Source organism: Brevibacillus fluminis, assembly GCF_003710825.1.
Classification (GTDB): Bacteria; Bacillota; Bacilli; order Brevibacillales; family Brevibacillaceae; genus Brevibacillus_D; species Brevibacillus_D fluminis.
This window is the reverse complement of the sequence record NZ_RHHQ01000008.1, coordinates 609,178-628,692: the sequence shown is the minus strand read 5'-3', so window position 1 is coordinate 628,692 and position 19,515 is coordinate 609,178. Positions and strand designations below refer to the sequence as shown.

Below are 19,515 nucleotides of genomic sequence, written 5' to 3'. Positions count from 1 at the left end.
GATCAGCACCGTTCCCCGCTTGGCTGATTGATGGCAGCCGAAGTGTGGCAAGCGTGAAGAGTGAGAAAGGTAGGGTATGGAAGGAAGCAATCAAATGGAAGTATAATGGTAGTGCACGCGAAGCACGTCCAAAGGCGGATGTTTCTTGGTTTGCAGCAGCTGGGGCTGAAAGCCGTCGTTTACATGCTGCGGCTTGTCTGCCATCCATTTGGCGAACATTCAGGCAACGGGCGCAGAGGCATCGATCACTGATCTAAAATATGACGATGCTGTCCGCCTTGCAGTCAAAAGTGATGTGCTTCAATACGGAAGGGGATACGGAACCGGTACATTACCGCAAAATCGTATGGGACGGTCTGTATCCGAGCGGAACGTGAAACGATCAGTAAAGAGAGGGAGAACGCAAACATGAGTATTCAGGAAAAAACAGTCATCGGTTTTATCGGAATTGGCGTGATGGGAAAAAGCATGGCATCGCATCTGCTGAAGGCAGGCTATTCTGTGTTGGTTTATACGCGCACGCAACAAAAGGCAGACGAGCTCTTGGCAGCGGGCGCAGTTTGGAAGGAAACAGTGGCAGAGCTTGCGCAGGAATCGGATGTAGTCATTACGATGGTAGGCTATCCTTCGGATGTCGAGGAGGTTTATTTGGGTGAGGGAGGCATTATCGCCCATGCCAAACCAGGCAGTCACTTCATTGACATGACGACATCGTCCCCATTGCTGGCCCAAAAAATTTATGCGCAAGCGAAAGCGCACGGCATGCATGCGCTCGATGCGCCGGTATCGGGCGGGGACGTAGGCGCGCGTGAGGCACGGCTCACGATCATGGCCGGCGGCGAAGAGGAAGCGTTTGAAGCAGTGAAACCAATCCTTGCCGTTATGGGAACCAACATCGTGCTGCAAGGCGCGGCGGGCGCGGGGCAGCATACGAAAATGTGCAATCAGATCGCTATTGCCACCAATATGATCGGCGTATGCGAAGCGATTTTGTACGCGCAAAAAGCTGGGCTCGATCCCGAGCGTGTGCTGACGAGCATTGAAGCGGGAGCGGCCGGAAGCTGGTCGTTGTCCAATCTGGGCCGCCGGATGATCGCAGGCAATTTCGAACCGGGCTTTTACGTGAAGCATTTCATCAAGGACATGACGATTGCGCTGGAAGCAGCACAAGAAATGGGTCTGATGACACCAGGGCTCGCACTGTCCAAGCAGCTCTATGACGAGCTGGCAGCGCAGGGCGGGGAGAACAAAGGTACACAAGCATTGATCACGCTTTTGGCAAGCATGTAAAAATAAAGCGTAAGCAGGGGGAAACCATGGGACAGCCTTATGATTTACCGTTGGAGCAGCTCCGCGCCTATCGACCGGAGCAGACGCGCCGCGATGATTTTGCCGCATTTTGGGATGAAAGCAAGCGGATACTGGCGGAAACACCGATCAATGCAGAGCTTAAGCCGCTCGATTACCCTGTAGATGGCGTCACGCTGTATGAGCTTAGTTTCGCGGGTTTTGGTGGGGCGCGTATCCGTGGCTATTATGCCGTTCCTAATACGGCTGGACCGCATCCCGCACTGGTCATGTACCACGGCTACAACTGGAGCCACGACGGGCAAATTCATGACGTGGTCAATTGGGCGCTGCACGGTTATGCCACCTATGGCATGCTTGTGCGCGGCCAACAGCTCAGCGAGGACAACAGCATCGCGCCGCATGGCAATACGACAGGCTGGATGACCAAAGGGATTCTATCAAAAGAAACGTACTACTATCGTGGCGTTTACATGGATGCGATCCGCGCGCTCGACGTAGTGGCAGCACGCGAGGAAGTGGATTCCGCTCGCATTGGTGTGATCGGCGGCAGCCAAGGTGGCGCGTTAACCCTTGCAGCAGCGGCGCTGTCCGACATCCCGCACATTGCGGTAGCTGATTATCCATACCTCAGCGATTTCCGCAGAGCGATCGACATTACGCCAACTGGGCCGTACCTGGAGATTAATGAGTATTTCCGCCGCAATACGGCTCCGGAGGTTGAAGAGAAAGCGATGGAGACGCTCAGCTATTTCGACCTGATCAACCATGTGCCAGCGATCACGTGCCCCGTGCTTATTTCCATCGGGCTCATCGATGATATCACGCCGCCGTCGACCGTCTTCGCGGCGTATAACCACTTGCAAACGGAAGTCAAAGAGATCAAAGTATACCGTTATTTCGGGCATGAGACCATGCCGGCGTTCCATCTGGAAAAGCTGAAATATTTGTGGAAGCATTTGAAGGGGAAGGAATAGCGGAAATGGCCCACAAGCTGCATTTGGATGGCTTGTGGGATTTTTTGTCTGTAGGAGCAAAGATCGAGCAGCTAATGCGAGAAACAGACCGTAATAGCCAGGAACAATAGGGGTTTTGAAAGTATGAGCAGACAAATAGGAAAGCGCTCGGGCCTATCAATCGAGTGCTTTTTTTGCATGTGAAAATACCCGGCTATGTAAGCTGTCGATCAATCCGTGTTTATCAATTCCACTTTTCGGGTACTCGATAAATAACAGCTAGAACGGAGTCAAACGATTCCTATAAATCTATGAAAAGAGGTGAGGGAAGAATGAAAAGCATCAAAAGCGTCCTGGTTTTGCTTTTAGCCCTTATCACGATCATTATTTTTGTTGCCCAATCTGCCTTCAGCTTCACGCAAATGAAACGCATCGTGCTTGACGAGGAGCAGGGCAAATTGAGGCTTCAGGTGGAAAAGGAAGCGGCGCAGTTTTACGGAACTTTGGACCGCATCGGTAAATTGACGGAAACGTTGACGTATCCGATCTCGTTTGCGGCGCCAGGTGATATCGGCAAGCTGGAAGGCGCAGTCACTGGAATTGTCGGATCGGATTCGCTAATCGTGGGCGGCGGCTTCTGGATGGAGCCGAATGCACTTGACCCGACAAAACGAATGCTGGCCCGATACGCTCTCAACAACAAAGGAGACGTCAAGATCGACCCACAATACAACGATGAATCCTACAATTATCTGGAGGAGGATTGGTACAAGGCAGGACTCGTGGACAAGAAATATGTTTGGACGGAGCCTTATGTCGATGCTGTCTCCAAGGTACCGATGACCACAGCGGTCAGCGCGATTCGCAAAAATGGAAAAATCATAGGCGTAACCACGATGGATGTAGCCTTGGCGGATTTGAGCAAGCGAATCCAGGAGTTGAAAGTGGGCCAGACGGGCTACGGATTTATTGTATCGGCTTCCGGGACATATGTTTCACATCGAGACAGTGCCAAAAACATGGCGGCCAAAATTACCGATTCGTCTGAAGAAGGGCTCAATCAGCTCGGCAAGACCATCCTCGAGGCAAAAGAGCCGGGAATGTCTACTACCACGATTGGCGGAAACGAAAATTTGGTCACTTACTCTCCAATCGGAGATACGGGATTGACGCTGGTCACCGTTTTGCCGACAGCAGAAATTATGGGGCCGATCGACCGTCTGTTTTCGACGAGTCTAACCATATTCGCGGTCAGCATCGTTGTCTTTCTCATCGTGCTCTACTGGTTCATCAACCGGCAAGTGGCCAAGCCATTGCTGCAGTTGAAGCAAGGCATTGACAAGCTGGTAGAGGAGCGGGATTTGACCAAGCAGATTGCCATTCACCGAAAAGACGAGATCGGCAGCGTAGCATCCTCCCTCAATCGTTTTATTGCGGAGCTGCTCGGGATCATCCGCACGATTAATGATAGCGCTCTGCATGTCGATGACGTTTCCCAGCAATCGTCTGAGAAAGCAAGTGAAGCGAAAGTGGCATTCAACCAGGTGGCCGCATCGTTCCAGGATGTTGCCAGCGGAATGGACAACCAGCAGCATTCCGCGGAAGAAAGCGCGCGGGCGATGGAAGAAATGGCGATCGGAATCCAGCGGGTGGCCGAAGCCTCCTCGACGCTGGCGGAGTCCTCCACCGAGATGGCTGAATACACGGAGGCGGGGAATGGGTCCATCCAAAAGATGATGGCGCAAATGAATGCGATCCATCATTCCGTCAGCCATTCGACACAGATCGTGAATTCACTGTACAGCCGATCCCAAGAAATCTCGCACATCGCTGAAGTCATTGCCGGCATCGCATCGCAAACCAATCTTCTCGCCCTTAATGCAGCAATTGAAGCGGCCCGGGCCGGCGAGCAAGGAAGAGGGTTTGCTGTCGTGGCAGACGAGGTGAGGAAGCTCGCGGAGCAGTCCAATGCACAAGCTAGCCAGATCGGGCGACTGATTGCGGAAATCCAGACGGAAACAGCATCGGCCGTGAGCGCGATGGATGAAGGGACGCGTGAAGTACATACAGGCATCAGCGTAGCGCAAGACACTGGCGATACATTCCGGAAAATCGAGACGTCAACGCGATTTGTGGCTGATCAGATTCAGGAAATCACTGCAGTTGCGGAAGAGATGTCAGCCGCGACAGAGCAGGTGACGGCCTCGATTGTCGAGCTCTCGACGATTTCCAAAGCGTCCGCTTCCAGCGCCTCGAACGCCGCAGCCTCCGCTGGCAATCAGCTGGACTCCATGCGTGAACTCTCGCATTCGGCCACTGGCTTGAGTGACTTGGCCAAAGAGCTGCGAGAAACCGTCAGTAAATTTCACGTGTGAACGAGTGTAAAAGGCATGAAGGCCACGGAATTAAAAGAAGAAGAAACCCCATGACGGGGCACACATGTCTGAAAGCAAGGCAGTATTCAACCTTATAGGAAATGCAAAGAGAGCAGCGGTAGACCGGATTTCGAGTCCGAATCTACCGCTGTTTTTTCATGTTCACGCAGCTATAACGAAAAATCCCTATATATGAGATTTTTAATCATATATTCTCTATAATTGACACAAATTCTTCGTTTGCACTATAATAACTGACAGAAAAAGGGTAAGACGATTCGATTCCCACCATCGCGGTACATTTTGAGGTGAAGCAATTGAAAAGTGAAGTCGGCACGTTAAAAAAAGGATTGGATGTTTTGGCGCTTATTCTGGAGCGTCCCAACATGTCGATCCAGGAAATCATTGACACCTTGCAAATCAACAGAAGCACGACCTATCGGCTGATCAGCACGCTGGAGCAGCAGCAGTTCATCGCCCGGAACGAGAACAATCGCTACGAGGCAGCGGAAGCATTGACCCAAAAGCTGCTCAAGGGAAAAGGCGGCGCATCCTTTGAAATGGACTGGATCGCGGTGCCCCAGCTGCTTGCACTGAGCAAAAAAACCGATGAGACGGTATTTTGCGGTGTCATCAGCGGCACGGAAATGGTCACCACGCACGTCATCGACGGAAACTATGCTGCACGAACCCATGCAAAAATCGGCGATCGCCACTCTTTGCACCACGATGCCATCGGTAAGTGCATCCTCGCTTTTCAATCACCAGAAAAGCAGCAGTGGGTGCTTGATCATATCGAGCTGGTGCAAAAAACGGAGAATACGATTGTGACCAGGGATGCGTTTACAGCGGAGCTGCAGCGGATCAGGGAAAATGGTTTTGCGGAGGACAACGAGGAAGGGGAAGTGGGTCTGCGCTGCATCGCCGCACCGATTCGCAAAAATGGGGACGTCATTGCGGCCATCGCGATTTCCGGCCCTTCCCTGCGGGTGAGCAAGGAAAAAGATCCACTGCACAGCCAGCTTGTGCGCGAATGTGCCGCGAGCATTTCCAACCAGCTGTCATAAGGCAGGAGGAAACTGTCCCTCGCTTACGTTAACGTGTACGATGGCCGTGCCGGCTTTTCTTCTACACAATCGAAAGGGCAGGTACGACAAAATGGAACAGTTACAGCAGATGGCAAGCACTTCCACAGCGAGAGCGCGATTTCCGGTTTCGCTCTTTTCGCTGACGGCAGGCGCTTTTGCCATCGGCATGACCGAGTTCGTCATCATGGGGCTGTTGCCCAATGTGGCGCATGATTTACATGTTACGATTTCGCAGGCCGGGCAGCTGATCACCAGCTATGCGCTCGGTGTCGCAGTCGGCGCGCCGATTTTGGCCATCGCGACGCACCGGCTTCCTCAGAAGCTGCTGCTTTCTTTGTTGATGGTACTCTTTATCATCGGCAACGGCATCGCGGCGATTGCACCGAATTATGCCGTGCTTATGGCAGCGCGGCTGTTTACCGCACTCGCTCACGGAACGTTTTTCGGCGTCGGTTCCGTGATTGCGGCCAACCTGGTTTCGCCGCATCGGCGGGCTGCCGCGGTTTCCGTCATGATGGCGGGATTGACCGTGGCGAATATCATCGGTGTCCCGTTTGGCACCTATATCGGCCAACATCTTGGCTGGCGGGCGTCGTTTGGTGCAGTCGTCATTATGGGAATCATTTCGTTTATTGGGATCACTATGCTGATACCCAAAATGCGTCAGGGGCAGTCCTCGAGCCTGATCCGCCAATTCCGCGCGCTGGTGCAGCCGAAGCTGCTATTGGTGCTGGGGACAGGTGCGATTGGATGCAGCAGCCTCTTTTTGGTCTTCACCTACATTGCGCCGATTCTTGAGCAAGTGACAGGCTTTGCCGAGCATAGCGTGACATGGATCCTGGTCCTGTTCGGATTCGGAGTCACCATCGGCAACATTCTCGGCGGTAAGCTTGCGGACTGGAAGCTGATGCCGACGATGATCGGAACGTTTGCCATACTTGTTGTGGTGTTGGTTATCCTCGCGCTCGTCCAGCATGTTCCGGTCGCGACAGTGGTCATCATTTTCATCTGGGGTGTTGCTTCGTTTTGCGTGCTTCCCGGCCTACAGGTACGGATTATGACATTGGCAAAAGACGCACCTGCGCTCGCATCTACTTCGAATCACTCCGCCCTCAATCTGGGGAATGCCGGTGGCGCGTTTCTCGGTGGTTTGGTGATCAACTATGTTGGGCTGGCTGCGTTGCCGTGGTTTGGCGCGCTGTTGTCGTTATGCGGATTGCTACTTGCGTTGGTCAGCTTTGTCTGGGACAAAAAAACGGGGGAACCGCGCTAAAACAAATGGAGGAGGAAGCGTGATGAAACGATCCATACAAGATTGCATCAAGTTGAGCAATGGCGTTTTGATGCCGCAGCATGGCTTTGGCGTTTATTTGATCAAGGAAGAGGCCGAAGCGGAGGTTGCGATCGGCAAAGCTTTGGAGGTCGGGTACCGCTCGTTTGACACGGCGCAGTTTTATCAGAACGAAGGTCTGCTAGCCTCGCTCTTGCATCGCAGTTCGGTTCCGCAAAACGAGCTGTTCATCACCACCAAAATCACCAATGAAAAGCAAGGCTACGATCAGACGCTATCCTCATTCGAACAGTCGATGAAGGAGATGCAGCTGAAGCAGCTCGACCTCTTGCTTGTGCATTGGCCATCCAAAACACATTTTTTCGAGACATGGCGCGCGTTCGAGCGCTTGTATGAAGAAAAGCTAGTGCGCGCGATCGGGGTATGCAACTTCCAGATCGAGCATTTGGAAAAGCTCGCAACCCGGGCGAATGTACAGCCTGCGGTCAATCAGATCGAGTGCCACCCTTACTTGACTCAGCGCCCGCTGCTCGACTACATGAACGCACACGGCATCGAAGGCGAAGCGTGGAGTCCGCTTGGCAGAGGTGCGGTTCTGCAAGATCCGGTGATTGCCCAGATCGCACAGGTGCACAGCAAGTCAGCGGCGCAGATCATTTTGCGCTGGCATGTGCAGCGGGATCTGATCGTGATCCCGAAATCGGCCACACCAAGCCGAATCGCCGAAAATGCTGCGATTTACGACTTTGCACTGAACGATGAAGAAATGGCAAGCATCGATGCACTGAACCAAGACAAAAGAACCGGGCCCGATCCGGACGTGGTATATGAAAAAATTTGATAAACACAGCAAAGAACCGTCGGGGAAGCCCGGCGGTTCTTTTTTGATAATCATCAGCCGCAAAAATGATTGGCGGCTGATGCATCGTATATGTGCAAAAACTTATTGCGCGAACACTTTTTTGATTTGAGCGATTGCCCAATCCAGATCTTCTTTGCTGATCACGAGCGGCGGTGCGAAACGGATGGTTGTTTCATGCGTTTCTTTGCACAGCAGGCCGAGTTCTTTCAATTGCTCGCAGTATGGACGAGCTTTGCCTTTCAATTCGAGGCCGATGAACAAACCGCGACCGCGAACCTCTTTGACGTCAGGGTGGTTGATTTGTTGCAATTGCTCTTTGAAGTAGCTACCCAGCTCTTGGGAACGCTCAGCAAGGTTTTCATCCTTCAATACGTCCATAGCGGCAACAGCTACTGCACACGCCAGCGGGTTTCCGCCGAAGGTGGAGCCGTGGGAGCCTGGTTCGAACACGCCGAGAATTTCTTCGCTCGCTGCTACTGCGGATACTGGCAGTACGCCGCCGCCCAGTGCTTTCCCCATTACGTACATATCAGGTGTTACGCCTTCCCAATCGCAAGCGAACATTTTGCCTGTACGGCCAAAGCCCGTTTGAATTTCGTCAGCGATGAACAGCACGTTGTTTTCTTTGCACAGCTCGCTCGCCGCTTTGAGGAAGCCTTCTGTTGGAATCAGGATGCCTGCTTCACCTTGAATCGGTTCGCACATGAACGCAGCGGTATTTGGCGTGATCGCTGCACGGAGCGCTTCGATATCGCCGTAAGGAATGATTTTGAAGCCTGGTGTGAAAGGACCAAAGCCGCGGCGATAGTCAGGATCGGAAGAGAACGATGTGATAGTCGTTGTACGTCCGTGGAAGTTACCTTCACAAACGATGATTTCCGCACTGTTTTCGGCAACGCCTTTTTTGTCGTAAGCCCAACGGCGAACAGCTTTGATTGCGGTTTCAACAGCTTCCGCGCCAGTGTTCATCGGCAGGATCATTTCTTTACCAGTCAGGTTGGAAAGTTTTTCGTAGAACTCACCCAGTTGCTCGTTGTGGAACGCGCGGGAGGAGAGAGTTACTTTGTCAGCCTGGTCTTTCAACGCTTTGATGATGCGTGGGTGACGATGGCCTTGGTTGAGAGCGGAGTATGCGCTCAGCATGTCCAGGTATTTGTTTCCTTCTGGATCGTAAACCCAAACGCCTTCTGCTTTCGCGATAACGATCGGCAATGGATGGTAGTTATGTGCACCGAATTTCTCTGCTTTTTGGATAATCGATTTTGTATCTGCCATGTTAGCTTCCCCTTTCTAGGTAAAAGACTGTCGCGCTGTTATGCTGTATTAGTATTGCAAATCTGATGCCAAACTAAAAATCCTTGCAAAATCAAGTTTTTCCGTTTACATTTTGTGATGAATGGGTAATTAATTTTGCAGGTAGGTGCTAAGCCAATTTGCAAGGCGCTGAATGGCAAAAATTTTTGGCAGGGAAAATGGAGACGAAAACATGGCTGAGATGATGGAAGAAAAACGGTTTCGCAAAATTTTCGAGTACATTTTGGACGAGATCAACGAGGGCGTCCATGTCATCGATGAAAATGGCAAATCAATCATCTATAACCGCAAAATGGCGGAGATTGAATCCATGAGCAGGGATGTGGTGCTGAACAAAAACATTCATGAAGTGTTCCAATTTCTTGAAAATGAGGAAAGCACGCTGCTGTCGGCACTCCAGGAAGGCCAGGTAACCAAAAACGTCAAGCAAACCTATTTCAATGACAAAGGGAAAGAAATTACGATCGCGACCAATTCCTTTCCCATTACAGATGGTGATGGCGAGATTATCGGCGCGATGGAAATCGCCAATGATATTACCAAGATGGAGCAAATTTTACGCGGGAACATCCTGAAGGGAGACACCCGTTTTACGTTTGATGAAATTATCGGGGAGAGCCAGGCATTCCAGGAAGTGATCGAAAACGCGAAGCGTGCTTCACGCACATCGTCCTCCGTTCTGATCATCGGGGAAACGGGGACAGGCAAGGAGCTGTTTGCCCAGAGCATCCACAACGAAAGCTCCCGTGCAGCCGAGCCGTTCATCGCGCAAAACTGCGCAGCACTGCCGGACACGCTCATCGAAGGGATTCTGTTCGGGACAAAGCGCGGGGCATTCACCGGGGCGATCGAGCGGCCTGGATTGTTCGAGCTCGCCAACAAAGGCACGTTGCTGCTCGATGAGATCAACTCGCTCAGCCCGCATCTGCAGGCGAAGCTGCTGCGCGTGCTGCAGGAGAAAAAGGTGCGCCGGGTCGGCGATACGAAAGACATCGATGTGGATGTGCGTATCATCGCGACGATCAACGAAGACCCAATCGACGCCATCAACGAAAACCGGATGCGCAAAGACTTGTACTACCGCCTGAGCGTAGTCGCACTGTACATCCCGCCGCTGCGCGAGCGGAAAAGCGACATCCCGCAGCTGGTGCAAAAATTCATCCACAAATACAACCGCCTGTTCCAAATGTCGGTGGAGTCGATGTCCGAAGAAGTGCGCCGCTGCTTTTTCGATTATGAATGGCTGGGCAACGTGCGCGAGCTGGAGCATGTCGTGGAAGGCGCGATGAACATGATGACGGATGAGCCGCATATCACGTTTTCGCATTTGCCGTATCAGTTCCGACGCAAATCGCAATGGAAGGAAGAGCAGCTGGCGCCATTGCCGAGCGTGATGCCTACCCAGTTCGATGTCGCGGTCGATAACGGCAAGATGGATTTGAAAAGCAAAATGGACGAGTTCGAACAATATTATGTGGAAAAAGTGCTGGAGAAGCATAAAGGAAACGTCTCCAAAGCGGCACGCGAGCTGGGAATCAGCAGGCAAAGCTTGCAGTATCGGATTCGCAAGCACGGCATGAGAGAGACGGAAGAATAATTACGGAAATAAATCCGCCAACAGAAAGCTGGCGGATTTTCCTATTTACAGAGCCTCGCTCCGTACGAGTGCAGCATGGAATTGCGCCCAGTCGAATAGCACGATCCCTGATAAAATAAGCCCTCCGCCGATGAGCTGCCATGCATCCATTTGCTCGCCAAGCAGAAGAAAGGCGAGTAGCACGGTAATCGGCAGCTCGCAGACGCTGATGATGGAAAACCGTGCGGCGCCGATCCGATTGATTCCGGTAAACATGAACAGCAGTGCAACCACCTGAGCAATGACCCCGAAAAAGAGTGACCAGCCAATCATTGGCAACGTGATTGGTGTCGTAAACAGGTAAAGCGGAGGCATCATAATTAGATAAAGAACAACGCTTACAATAGTGGTATACCCGGTGACGATGAGCGGTGGAAATGCGCCGAGCTGCTTGTTGCTCCAATAGATCATCCAGCCCCAGGCAAGCCCGGAGACTAGCCCCAGCAGGATGCCGATTGCCGATAGCTGCGAGAAATCGCCTTGGAACACCTCCAAGACGAAAAGCTCCCCAGCTAGCGTGCAGAACAGACCCGCGATTTGCTGGGGGTTCAGCCGTTTTTTGTCGATGAACAGCTCCAGCAGCACGACAGATGCGGGATACATGAAAATCAGAGTCATCACCAGCGAAACGTCCATCACACTGATCGCCATAAACATGGCCATGACGGTTATGGCTTTGCCCGCACCCGCTAGGAAGAAATCGACTGTGCTGCGCAAGGTCGGACGTGGAAGGGGAACACCGATCCATTTGATATAGAGCGTAAGCAAGATGGCAGCAATCAACGTTTGGTTAAAGACAAGGCTTTGCGGGGTCAAGCCGTCCTGGTAGGCAAAAACGGTGAACACGGTCGGCAGCGCAAAGCAAAAGGTGGAAAGCAGTGCGTACAAATAACCTTTTACCATTTGTGGTCACTTGATTTCATAGTTGAGCCAAACTTGCTTTTGGGCACCCATTTTGTCGTACAGCGCTTGGGCAGTATGGTTGTCGTGTGCGGTTTCCCAAATCATATGGGAATAGCCGTTTTTCCTAATGTGGGACAGACAAGTTTGGAACAGCCGCTCGCCGATTTTTTGTCCACGTGTGCCCGGCACGACGAACAAGTCATAGAGGAAGGCCATCCGTTTGGCTTCAAGGGTGTTGAAGGTAAAGTACAAGGTTGCGAACCCGACGAGTCGCTGTCCATCTGCTTCAGCGACGAACTGGATTCCGGCTGAGGGATCAGCGATGAGATGATTCACGAGATTTGTAAGGGCTTCTTTTCCTGGATCGGGCGATTGGTAAAAATCGACGATGTACTGATGGAGCAAATCGAGCAGTTGAGGCAAATCGGATTGGGTTGCAGGGCGGATTAACACGGCTTCCATAATGATCTCCTCCAATAAGTCGTTTCTGCATAATAGATTCAGCAAGTAATATGCCAATGATGAAGTTGGAGAAAAAACAGTGAAATATGGATAAAATTCCAATCAATAGCTGTCTGTTTATTCTAATTTGAATAATTTATGTAAAAACGAATAGTAGCACACGCAAATAACCGCCAGAAAAAGCCTGGCGGTTGTTTTTACGTTTAAAGCTAGAGCGCAAAGAAAAATCGCAAAACCATTGTGGAAATCACGCCCACCACGACAGTACCTAGCAAGCTGCGCGTTTTTATCGCGACGAAAAAGGTCGGCAAGGCGGCAAATAGCTCGATGTTGTCGCGCAAACCGGCAAGCTGACCATCATGGAGCAGCAGCTCCTGGCCAATCAGCGCAGCCATGACCGAGATTGGCACGTAATGCAGCCAACGCATCGCCCAGCTAGGCAGTTCGAAGCGGCTCAGTACCATCAGTGGAATGACCCGAGGCAGAAACGTAACCAGGGCGGAACCGATAATAATAAGGAAAATCCCCCATCTCACTTCCATTTTTCCACCACCATTCCGATCGTAGAGGCTACAAGCGTCGCGACGATGACGCCGAGGCTGCCCGAGGCGACGCAGCTGACCGCCACTCCGATCACTACGGCGCTCACGGCGACGATGACATCGAGCCGGATCGAGTTCCGGCTGAGCATAGCGAGGATCAAGAGGCCAATGAACATGGCCGGCAAGGCAAAATCAAGTCCGAACGTTTCTGGGTTGGCGATCCACTGGCCCAAAAAGGCTCCGGCCAGATTGGCGATGAACCAGTTGAGATAAGCCGTAATGTTCAATCCGTGCATCCATTTCTCATCAAGATTTTTACGGCGCGCGGCTTCATTGATCGCTACGCCAAACGTCTCATCGGTCAAAAGGGAGCCGACCAGCATGTTGCGCATCGGTGTGAGGTGGCGAAAATGTGGGGAGAGCGCCGCGCTCAACAAGATATGCCGCAAATTGACGAATAAAATCGTGACGATGATGCCGGTAGGTGAACTGTTCGCGGCAATCATGCCGGCTGCGATGAACTGTGCAGAGCCGGCATAAAGAATCAAGCTGAGCAGGGCGATTTCAAGCACGCTGAGCCCCGCGGTTTTTTCCACGACACCAGCAGCGAATCCAATGCTTAAATAACCTAATAATGTCGGGATACAATCTTTGACCCCGCGTAAAAAATGGTTCTCCTTTTCAGGAGCAACGACAATTGATTCGTACTGGGCTTGTTCCTGCCCCATTCGAATGCCCTCCTTAGGTGTTATGGTACTAACGACTAGAAAAAGGTGAATAAAAATACGGTTCGAGCTATTTGAACCGTCGGCCTGTCACGATATGAAACAAATCCGGCTTCGTTTTCCACATTGCCTCAACTTTATCGGGGCCAAGCGCTTTGGTCACCTCGCCGAGCATGATGTCATGGCGAATGTACTCCAGCGCGACCAAAACCAGCGCAGGGTCTTCTGTTTTCACAGCCCATGCCGCAGCCTGCGCGGAAAAATTGGCGATCAGAACCTCTTGTTGATCGCGCACCAAAATCGTCAAACGCCCGCCCATTCGTTCCTCGACCACTTCTGGAACCATGTAGTCATGATGGAACGTAACGCCGACGCGGGTCTGGGCATCGCCAAACAGAATCGAGTAGACCAGCACACCTTCCGCCTCACGTCTGGAGATAGCGTTGCTAAGCGCTTGCGCCTGCGGTTCCCAGACCGACAGCCAAATTTCTTCCGAGGCACCCGCGATCATTTGCTGCATTTCGTCCATGACGGCACCATCGCTTTGAATCCGGCGAATGACATCGGTTTCACGTTCGCCTTCCAATGCAGACAGATTTTGCTCAAGAAAGGAAAAGGACTGTTCAAAGCTGGCACGAAGCCGCTGTACCAGCTCTTTGGCGGCTAACGGCACATAGGTAATAGGATCGGAAGGAACCGTATTGACAGCACCTTTATCCAGCAGCTTGCCAAGCACCTCGTAGATCATGGAGCGAGGGACGCCGGAACGCTTGCTGATCTCATACCCGGTGATCGGGGACGTTTTCAACAAGGTGGTGTACGCTTTGCATTCATACGGGGAGAAACCCAGCTTCTGCAATTCCTTGAAAATATCTTCCATAAAGGGACCTCGCTTATTAGTGGTTAGCTCTATACTCACTATAATGGGTTGGCGTGCGCCTGTACAGAGATGAATTGTGGATGCACAAAAAAGCACTCCACCACAGGGGAGAGCGTCACGCACGCCCAAGCGCTGCCAAAATATTGTCCAGCAGCTCCTTCGGAGTGTCGCCTATGACGTTTTTCTTGTTAACCAAGGCGAAGGGCTGGACCAGGCATTGACCGCAGTACAGCAGGCAAAAATCATCGACCACCGTCAAATCGGGTAGTCGTTTCAGCTGCTCGCGCACATCAGCGATCTCGTCGGGAAAATTGCAGGGGCAAAATTTAATTACGTCTGTCACGTGTTCCACTCCTTTGCATCCGCTCCGTTAGGTTTGACTGTTCAGATAATAATGAAAACAATCGCACCCTGCAAGTTCGCGCATAACTGTCACAACGCGTTGATGCAAGCAAGCGTAGGGGAGCAACTGTTCTTCAACCAACATATGCCGGGGGGAGGAGAGGGGGAGCGCCGAACTGTGCTTATTTTCTGTTAACATTTTTGTCGATAATAATTCTCAAAACCCCTTGACAGATAATGATTTTCACTTTGAAGATCCACAAAATGTCCAATTGTAAAACAAGGCAAGAGCGCATATAATAAAAATAAATATTTGATTAAAATTATTCTAATTAAGAATCATTCTCTGCGAATTCGTTCATTCTCCAATCAAGCAGAAAATGGAAAGAAGGTGCGCCATGTACGATTATCATCATCTCCCACACAAAAAGGAACAATCAAAATCGAAAAAGACGCTGTGGATTACGCTTTTCCTGACGCTTTTTTTCACGATTGTTGAAATTATCGGAGGGATCGCCTCCAACTCGCTCGCACTGCTGTCGGACTCGGCTCACATGATCTCCGACGTGCTGGCACTGGGACTCAGCATGCTTGCCATCTATATGGCGACACGCGAACCGGATGCTCGCCATACGTTTGGCTATTTGCGGTTTGAGATCATCGCTTCTTTCTTGAATGGGCTTGCGCTTGCGATCATTGCGATCGGAATCTTGATTGAGGGGATCCATCGTTTTATCCAGCCGCAATCGATCGATTTTAAGCTGATGCTGATCATTTCCTCGATCGGCCTCATCGTCAACCTCGTGCTGACGATCGTGCTGTCCCGCAGCATGAAAGAAGAGGAAAATTTGAACGTCCAAAGCGCTTTGTGGCATTTTATCGGCGATTTGCTAAGCTCTATCGGTGTCATCATTTCGTCGGTTCTGATTTACTTCACCGGAATGTATTTCTTCGACCCATTGATCAGTATGGTAATTGCCGTCATCATTTTTATCGGGGGGGCAAAAATCATTCGCGAGTCGTACCTGATCCTGATGGAATCGGTGCCGCAGCAATTCGACCTCGATGAAATTCGCGGCGAAATCGCCAAGATCGAAGGTGTCGAGGACGTGCATGAAATGCATCTGTGGGCCATCTCGACTGAGCATTATTCGCTGACGGCGCACGTGTTCGTCCATCAAAACATCCAGACGTTTTGCGTAGTTCTGGCGATTAATGAAATGCTGAAAGAAAAATACGGGATTACCCACGCGACGATTCAAACGGAGCACGCATCGTTCCATAATCACGGCGAATATGGTCGGAAGTTCCTGGAGTCCCAAGCGCAAGCGTAAGCAAAACAAAAAAGATGGAGCAAGCGAGCAGTTTCCTTCAGCCGCTTCTCCATCTTTTTTTGTTTATCTGTCGTGCACCAGCAGCAGATCTTTTTGAAAGGCAAGTACCTGATCCCAATCGCCGCTAAAAATCGGGATGCGGTAGTAGCCGACGCGTTCATAAAGTGCGACGGCCTCCGGCTGCAGCGGGCCAGTCTGGAGCTTGATGCTCTTGTAGCCGAACTCGCCTGCGAGCCGTTCGATTTCGATCAAGATCGCTTGGGCCACGCCTTTGCGCCGGAAGTCGGCCCGCGTATACATTCGTTTTACTTCCACGGTGTCTTCATCCAAAGGGCGCATTGCGCCGCATCCGACCGGATGGTCATCCAGACGTGCGACGATAAAGGCTGAGCGGGGTACCTCCACGTCTTCCGGCGCGAATCCCGCGCTGCCGTCCGAAACTTGATAAAGAGTGGCAAGCTCAGCGCTCAGCTCTTTGATCAGCAGGGTCGCATCCGTACTGCGCACATCTTCTGCTGCAGCAACTACTTTTGTCATCGTCGTTCACTCCTCACGTATCCTTATCGCCCAAACGCACATACCTGATAAAACCTATAAGCTATATCGGAATTCTTCTTCCTTTACGGTATCATCGTCAACTGCCATCGTCAATGCGCAGGGCGATAGAGAAATCTGATCGAGTAATCGAACTTTTCGATTGAGGAAAGGGTTGCCCTGACCGGCTTGTAGCTGGATAGAAAAAACCCCTCGCTGCATAACAGGAGGGGGGGACTTACAACACATATTCCATCTGAATGTCGAGCGGCTCTCTTTCAAAAATCTGCTGATTGACTTCCGCGGCGTAAGTGCAGCCGACAGCCCGATAAAAATGCTGGGTTTCGACAGAGGGGTGTGCCGCAATGTACAGCTTTTTGGCTTGTAGTTGGCGCGCTTCCTCACAGGCGCGGGTAAACAGCTGTACCCCGATCCCGCGCTTGCGAAAATCGTTTGAAACATGGATGTACGGGAGCTCGACATACTCCTTCTGGCTGCCGAATCGGGTGCTTTCCACATTGGCGAAGCCGATGACGCGACCCTCGGTGATGGCGGCTACGACCCGTCCACCAGCTTGCACACACACTTGCAGATCCCTGATGACCTGCTGCTTTTTGGCATCGTCCCAATGATCGATGAACGAATCGGCCTTCGTTTTGTACTGGTCGTTTTCTTTCACCCAAACCTCGGTCGTCACCTGATAGCGGGTAAAGTGCTGCAGCAGGTCGGGGCCGATTTCTTTCGGCGCCAATCGCTTGTATGTGATAATGGGCTCGAAGCTCATTATTCTCCTCCTGGTTTATACGACTTTGGAAAAAATGCAAGTATCCCGCAGCTCGATTCCATCCATTGCAAGATCATCGTGCTTCAAAATCCCTTCCAGAACAAACCCCAATCGTTCCGGAATCGCCCGACTTTTCACATTTCGGGCATCACAGCGAATCTCCACGCGACGCGCATGCAAGTGTTCAAATGCAAATCGGGTGATACCTTCGACCGCCTCGGTCATGTAGCCTTTGCCGCTGTGGCGAGTGTCGATCCAATAGCCGATCTCGAATTTACGCACTTCCCAATCGATGCGGTGCAAGCCGGAGGAGGCGACCAGCTCGCCTGTTTCCTTCAAAAAGACAAGCAGCCGCAAATCTTCTCGCTTGAGAAACTGGATATGGGCTTCCCGGATGTTGATCTCGACATCCTCTGGCGTTTGCTCCTTTTGGGCAAAGGGCATCCATGGCTTAAGCTCGGCCTGCGAGGCCAGGATCGCTTGAAGGACAACCGCGCCGTCACCTGGCTGTGGCATGCGTATCAACAAGCGGTCGGTGGTGAATTGGGTGGGGAAATCGATCAGCAATGGGTTCATGGTTCGACGCTCCTTTGGGCTTTTTTGTCTACGTACAACCAAGGCTGCGCCTTCTTTGGCGCAGCCCGGATGTTTTCGTTGAAGGACCTACATTCTTCGCGTTCGGTGCAAAATCCTTCCAGCTCGGTCATTTTTCCAGCTGGTCATTGCTCGATTCCAAGCCGCTTCATTTTTTGATATAACAGCGGACGGGGGATTTTCAGCAGCTTGGCCGTTTCCGACTTGTTGCCGCCACATAGGGTGAGCGCCTGCAGGATCGCTTGCCGTTCCGCCTGTCGCTTCACTTCCTCCAGCGGATTTTGGTGAGCGGAGGAGAGCGGCGAGAGGTTGGTTGCCGCCAGCATCTCGGTGGCAAAGCGCTCGAAATGATGTGCCTCCAGCCGGGTGACATCAACGGCGATGCTGTTTAAGACTCGTTCGAGCGTGTTTTGCAGCTCGCGCACATTGCCAGGCCAGTCGTAGCTTTGCAAAAGCCCAAACACTTCATCCGCCACTTCGGTAACAGAACGCTGCAAAAAATGGTTCAAGTTTTCGATGCAGGCCAGCACGAGTAGCGGGATGTCTTCCTTGCGCTCGCGTAGCGGCGGGATGCGGATCGGGATCACATTTAGGCGGTAATACAGATCCTCGCGAAATGCGCCGCCAGCCACCAGCTCTCGCAACTCTTGATTCGCGGCGGCGATCACCCGCACGTTTACCGGAATGGGGAATTTGGCCCCGATTTTGTCGATCTCTTTTTCTTGTAGGGCACGCAGTATTTTTGGCTGGAGCTTGAGCGGCATTTGATTGATCTCGTCAAGAAACAGGGTGCCGTTGTTGGCCAGCTGGAATTTGCCCGTCTGGCCGCCTTTGCGCGCGTTGGTGAACGTGCCTTCCTCGAAGCCGAATAATTCTGACTCAAACAGCTCCAGCGGGATCGCCGAGCAGTTGAGCCGTACAAAGCTGCCTTTGCTCCGTTCGCCGAGCGCATGGATGGAGTGGGCGACCAATTCTTTGCCGCACCCTGATTCGCCGGTGATCAGCACGGTTGAATTGGAACGAGCAGCGGTATGGATGTCTTGGCGCAGCTGTCGGATTGCGGGACTTTCTCCCACGATGTTGTCGATGGAGTATTTGTTCCCTTGCAGCCGCTTCAGCTCTTGCTTGTAGTAGTTCAGCTCATTGGACAGGCTGTCGACCTTTTTCAAAAAATCTTTCAAGGCCGTGTAATTATCAAACAGGTCGTACTCGACGACGCCGCTGAACTGATTGTTCACGTAGAGCGGGTACCGGCTGCTGACGATCGTATGGTCTTTTAAAAAGTAAAAATCGGCAGGCGAGGGCTCGCGCGTTTCGACGGTTTTGTGCACCTTGGTCGTCGGGATCACGTCGCGGACATGCTGGCCAACCGCTTCTTCCGGATCGATGCCGACCAGCTGGGCGAGCCGCTTGTTGATGTAGGTGATGCGGGCGTCGGCGTCCACGACGATCAGCCCTTCGATATGTTCGAGGATGGTTTTGTATTCTTCTGCGGTCAGCATATCAGGCGAATTCACTCCCGAATAGTGATGTTGATTCATTGTATCACAGGTACGCAGGCTGTGCGGAGCCTGACTGCCTTAGC

Annotated in this window: 20 protein-coding genes; 9 read left to right on the top strand and 11 right to left on the bottom strand. The window is 51.9% G+C overall.

All coding sequences use genetic code 11. From position 1 onward, the window contains the following. Positions 1 to 105: 105 nt before the first annotated feature. The 7 genes from EDM56_RS31475 (at position 106) to EDM56_RS12300 (ending at position 7,859) form a co-directional block, all read left to right on the top strand. The gene (locus EDM56_RS31475) at positions 106 to 252 is read left to right on the top strand and encodes a hypothetical protein (protein ID WP_183192404.1); all 147 of its coding nucleotides are present in this window, start codon (positions 106 to 108) and stop codon (positions 250 to 252) included. Positions 253 to 381: 129 nt separating this feature from the next. After that, positions 382 to 1,290 (top strand): NAD(P)-dependent oxidoreductase, encoded by a 909-nt coding sequence (locus tag EDM56_RS12325; RefSeq protein ID WP_281274955.1) that lies wholly within the window; start codon positions 382 to 384, stop codon positions 1,288 to 1,290. Between the two features lie 26 nt (positions 1,291 to 1,316). After that, on the top strand, positions 1,317 to 2,285 hold the full coding sequence (locus tag EDM56_RS12320; RefSeq protein ID WP_122918184.1) for an acetylxylan esterase: 969 nt from the start codon (positions 1,317 to 1,319) through the stop codon (positions 2,283 to 2,285). 311 nt (positions 2,286 to 2,596) lie between these two features. Next, positions 2,597 to 4,639, top strand: coding sequence for a methyl-accepting chemotaxis protein (locus EDM56_RS12315; protein WP_122918183.1), 2,043 nt, complete (start codon positions 2,597 to 2,599; stop codon positions 4,637 to 4,639). 317 nt (positions 4,640 to 4,956) lie between these two features. Beyond that, positions 4,957 to 5,706 carry an IclR family transcriptional regulator gene (locus EDM56_RS12310; protein WP_148040384.1) on the top strand — a complete coding sequence of 250 codons (750 nt, stop codon included), beginning with the start codon at positions 4,957 to 4,959 and terminating at the stop codon, positions 5,704 to 5,706. Positions 5,707 to 5,797: 91 nt separating this feature from the next. Then, positions 5,798 to 7,000, top strand: coding sequence for an MFS transporter (locus EDM56_RS12305; protein ID WP_122918299.1), 1,203 nt, complete (start codon positions 5,798 to 5,800; stop codon positions 6,998 to 7,000). A 22-nt stretch (positions 7,001 to 7,022) separates the two neighbouring features. Beyond that, a complete protein-coding gene (locus EDM56_RS12300; protein WP_122918181.1) occupies positions 7,023 to 7,859 on the top strand; it encodes an aldo/keto reductase in 837 nt (278 codons plus the stop codon). Positions 7,860 to 7,961: 102 nt separating this feature from the next. Here the strand turns inward: EDM56_RS12300 and EDM56_RS12295 are convergent, their stop codons facing one another. After that, complete coding sequence (locus EDM56_RS12295; protein WP_122918180.1) at positions 7,962 to 9,155, bottom strand: ornithine--oxo-acid transaminase; 1,194 nt, start codon at positions 9,153 to 9,155, stop codon at positions 7,962 to 7,964. Positions 9,156 to 9,375: 220 nt separating this feature from the next. Here EDM56_RS12295 and EDM56_RS12290 point away from each other — a divergent pair, with 220 nt between their 5' ends. Continuing rightward, positions 9,376 to 10,791, top strand: a complete 1,416-nt coding sequence (locus EDM56_RS12290; RefSeq protein ID WP_122918298.1) for a sigma-54 interaction domain-containing protein — start codon at positions 9,376 to 9,378, stop codon at positions 10,789 to 10,791. Between the two features lie 45 nt (positions 10,792 to 10,836). Here the strand turns inward: EDM56_RS12290 and EDM56_RS12285 are convergent, their stop codons facing one another. From EDM56_RS12285 to EDM56_RS12260, 6 genes are all read right to left on the bottom strand, one after another. Further along, a complete protein-coding gene (locus tag EDM56_RS12285; RefSeq protein WP_122918179.1) occupies positions 10,837 to 11,733 on the bottom strand; it encodes a DMT family transporter in 897 nt (298 codons plus the stop codon). Positions 11,734 to 11,739: 6 nt separating this feature from the next. Continuing rightward, on the bottom strand, positions 11,740 to 12,195 hold the full coding sequence (locus EDM56_RS12280) for a GNAT family N-acetyltransferase (RefSeq protein WP_122918178.1): 456 nt from the start codon (positions 12,193 to 12,195) through the stop codon (positions 11,740 to 11,742). A 209-nt stretch (positions 12,196 to 12,404) separates the two neighbouring features. Then, entirely contained in the window at positions 12,405 to 12,737 is a 333-nt protein-coding gene (locus EDM56_RS12275; protein WP_122918177.1) for an AzlD domain-containing protein, read from the bottom strand. Beyond that, positions 12,728 to 13,465: an AzlC family ABC transporter permease gene (locus tag EDM56_RS12270; protein WP_122918176.1), complete on the bottom strand. Its 738-nt coding sequence runs from the start codon at positions 13,463 to 13,465 to the stop codon at positions 12,728 to 12,730. Before EDM56_RS12270 ends, EDM56_RS12275 begins: the two co-directional genes overlap by 10 nt. A 67-nt stretch (positions 13,466 to 13,532) precedes the next feature. Beyond that, positions 13,533 to 14,342, bottom strand: a complete 810-nt coding sequence (locus EDM56_RS12265) for a TrmB family transcriptional regulator (protein ID WP_122918175.1) — start codon at positions 14,340 to 14,342, stop codon at positions 13,533 to 13,535. Positions 14,343 to 14,457: 115 nt separating this feature from the next. Further along, a complete protein-coding gene (locus EDM56_RS12260; protein ID WP_122918174.1) occupies positions 14,458 to 14,685 on the bottom strand; it encodes a DUF1450 domain-containing protein in 228 nt (75 codons plus the stop codon). A 397-nt stretch (positions 14,686 to 15,082) separates the two neighbouring features. Here EDM56_RS12260 and EDM56_RS12255 point away from each other — a divergent pair, with 397 nt between their 5' ends. After that, positions 15,083 to 16,018, top strand: coding sequence for a cation diffusion facilitator family transporter (locus tag EDM56_RS12255; protein ID WP_122918173.1), 936 nt, complete (start codon positions 15,083 to 15,085; stop codon positions 16,016 to 16,018). A 63-nt stretch (positions 16,019 to 16,081) separates the two neighbouring features. On the opposite strand, the gene EDM56_RS12250 is transcribed toward EDM56_RS12255, so the two are convergent. The 4 genes from EDM56_RS12250 to EDM56_RS12235 all read right to left on the bottom strand — a co-directional run bounded on the left by EDM56_RS12250 (position 16,082) and on the right by EDM56_RS12235 (position 19,432). Further along, complete coding sequence (locus EDM56_RS12250) at positions 16,082 to 16,555, bottom strand: GNAT family N-acetyltransferase (RefSeq protein WP_122918172.1); 474 nt, start codon at positions 16,553 to 16,555, stop codon at positions 16,082 to 16,084. Between the two features lie 235 nt (positions 16,556 to 16,790). Further along, a complete protein-coding gene (locus tag EDM56_RS12245) occupies positions 16,791 to 17,336 on the bottom strand; it encodes a GNAT family N-acetyltransferase (protein WP_122918171.1) in 546 nt (181 codons plus the stop codon). 15 nt (positions 17,337 to 17,351) lie between these two features. Beyond that, positions 17,352 to 17,912 carry a GNAT family N-acetyltransferase gene (locus EDM56_RS12240; protein ID WP_122918170.1) on the bottom strand — a complete coding sequence of 187 codons (561 nt, stop codon included), beginning with the start codon at positions 17,910 to 17,912 and terminating at the stop codon, positions 17,352 to 17,354. Positions 17,913 to 18,055: 143 nt separating this feature from the next. Beyond that, entirely contained in the window at positions 18,056 to 19,432 is a 1,377-nt protein-coding gene (locus EDM56_RS12235; RefSeq protein ID WP_183192403.1) for a sigma-54 interaction domain-containing protein, read from the bottom strand. Between the last annotated feature and the right edge of the window lie 83 nt (positions 19,433 to 19,515).

Excerpts from the sequence above, each read along its gene's own strand:
- EDM56_RS12305 (WP_122918299.1), top strand. The coding sequence starts at position 5,798 with ATGGAACAGTTACAGCAGATGGCAAGCACTTCCACAGCGAGAGCGCGA.
- EDM56_RS12300 (WP_122918181.1), top strand. The coding sequence starts at position 7,023 with ATGAAACGATCCATACAAGATTGCATCAAGTTGAGCAATGGCGTTTTG.
- EDM56_RS12320 (WP_122918184.1), top strand. The coding sequence starts at position 1,317 with ATGGGACAGCCTTATGATTTACCGTTGGAGCAGCTCCGCGCCTATCGA.
- EDM56_RS12270 (WP_122918176.1), bottom strand. The coding sequence starts at position 13,465 with ATGGGGCAGGAACAAGCCCAGTACGAATCAATTGTCGTTGCTCCTGAA.
- EDM56_RS12235 (WP_183192403.1), bottom strand. The coding sequence starts at position 19,432 with ATGCTGACCGCAGAAGAATACAAAACCATCCTCGAACATATCGAAGGG.
- EDM56_RS12290 (WP_122918298.1), top strand. The coding sequence starts at position 9,376 with ATGATGGAAGAAAAACGGTTTCGCAAAATTTTCGAGTACATTTTGGAC.
- EDM56_RS12295 (WP_122918180.1), bottom strand. The coding sequence starts at position 9,155 with ATGGCAGATACAAAATCGATTATCCAAAAAGCAGAGAAATTCGGTGCA.
- EDM56_RS12240 (WP_122918170.1), bottom strand. The coding sequence starts at position 17,912 with ATGAACCCATTGCTGATCGATTTCCCCACCCAATTCACCACCGACCGC.
- EDM56_RS12315 (WP_122918183.1), top strand. The coding sequence starts at position 2,597 with ATGAAAAGCATCAAAAGCGTCCTGGTTTTGCTTTTAGCCCTTATCACG.
- EDM56_RS12275 (WP_122918177.1), bottom strand. The coding sequence starts at position 12,737 with ATGGAAGTGAGATGGGGGATTTTCCTTATTATTATCGGTTCCGCCCTG.
- EDM56_RS12250 (WP_122918172.1), bottom strand. The coding sequence starts at position 16,555 with ATGACAAAAGTAGTTGCTGCAGCAGAAGATGTGCGCAGTACGGATGCG.
- EDM56_RS12255 (WP_122918173.1), top strand. The coding sequence starts at position 15,083 with ATGTACGATTATCATCATCTCCCACACAAAAAGGAACAATCAAAATCG.
- EDM56_RS12245 (WP_122918171.1), bottom strand. The coding sequence starts at position 17,336 with ATGAGCTTCGAGCCCATTATCACATACAAGCGATTGGCGCCGAAAGAA.
- EDM56_RS31475 (WP_183192404.1), top strand. The coding sequence starts at position 106 with ATGGTAGTGCACGCGAAGCACGTCCAAAGGCGGATGTTTCTTGGTTTG.
- EDM56_RS12265 (WP_122918175.1), bottom strand. The coding sequence starts at position 14,342 with ATGGAAGATATTTTCAAGGAATTGCAGAAGCTGGGTTTCTCCCCGTAT.
- EDM56_RS12280 (WP_122918178.1), bottom strand. The coding sequence starts at position 12,195 with ATGGAAGCCGTGTTAATCCGCCCTGCAACCCAATCCGATTTGCCTCAA.
- EDM56_RS12285 (WP_122918179.1), bottom strand. The coding sequence starts at position 11,733 with ATGGTAAAAGGTTATTTGTACGCACTGCTTTCCACCTTTTGCTTTGCG.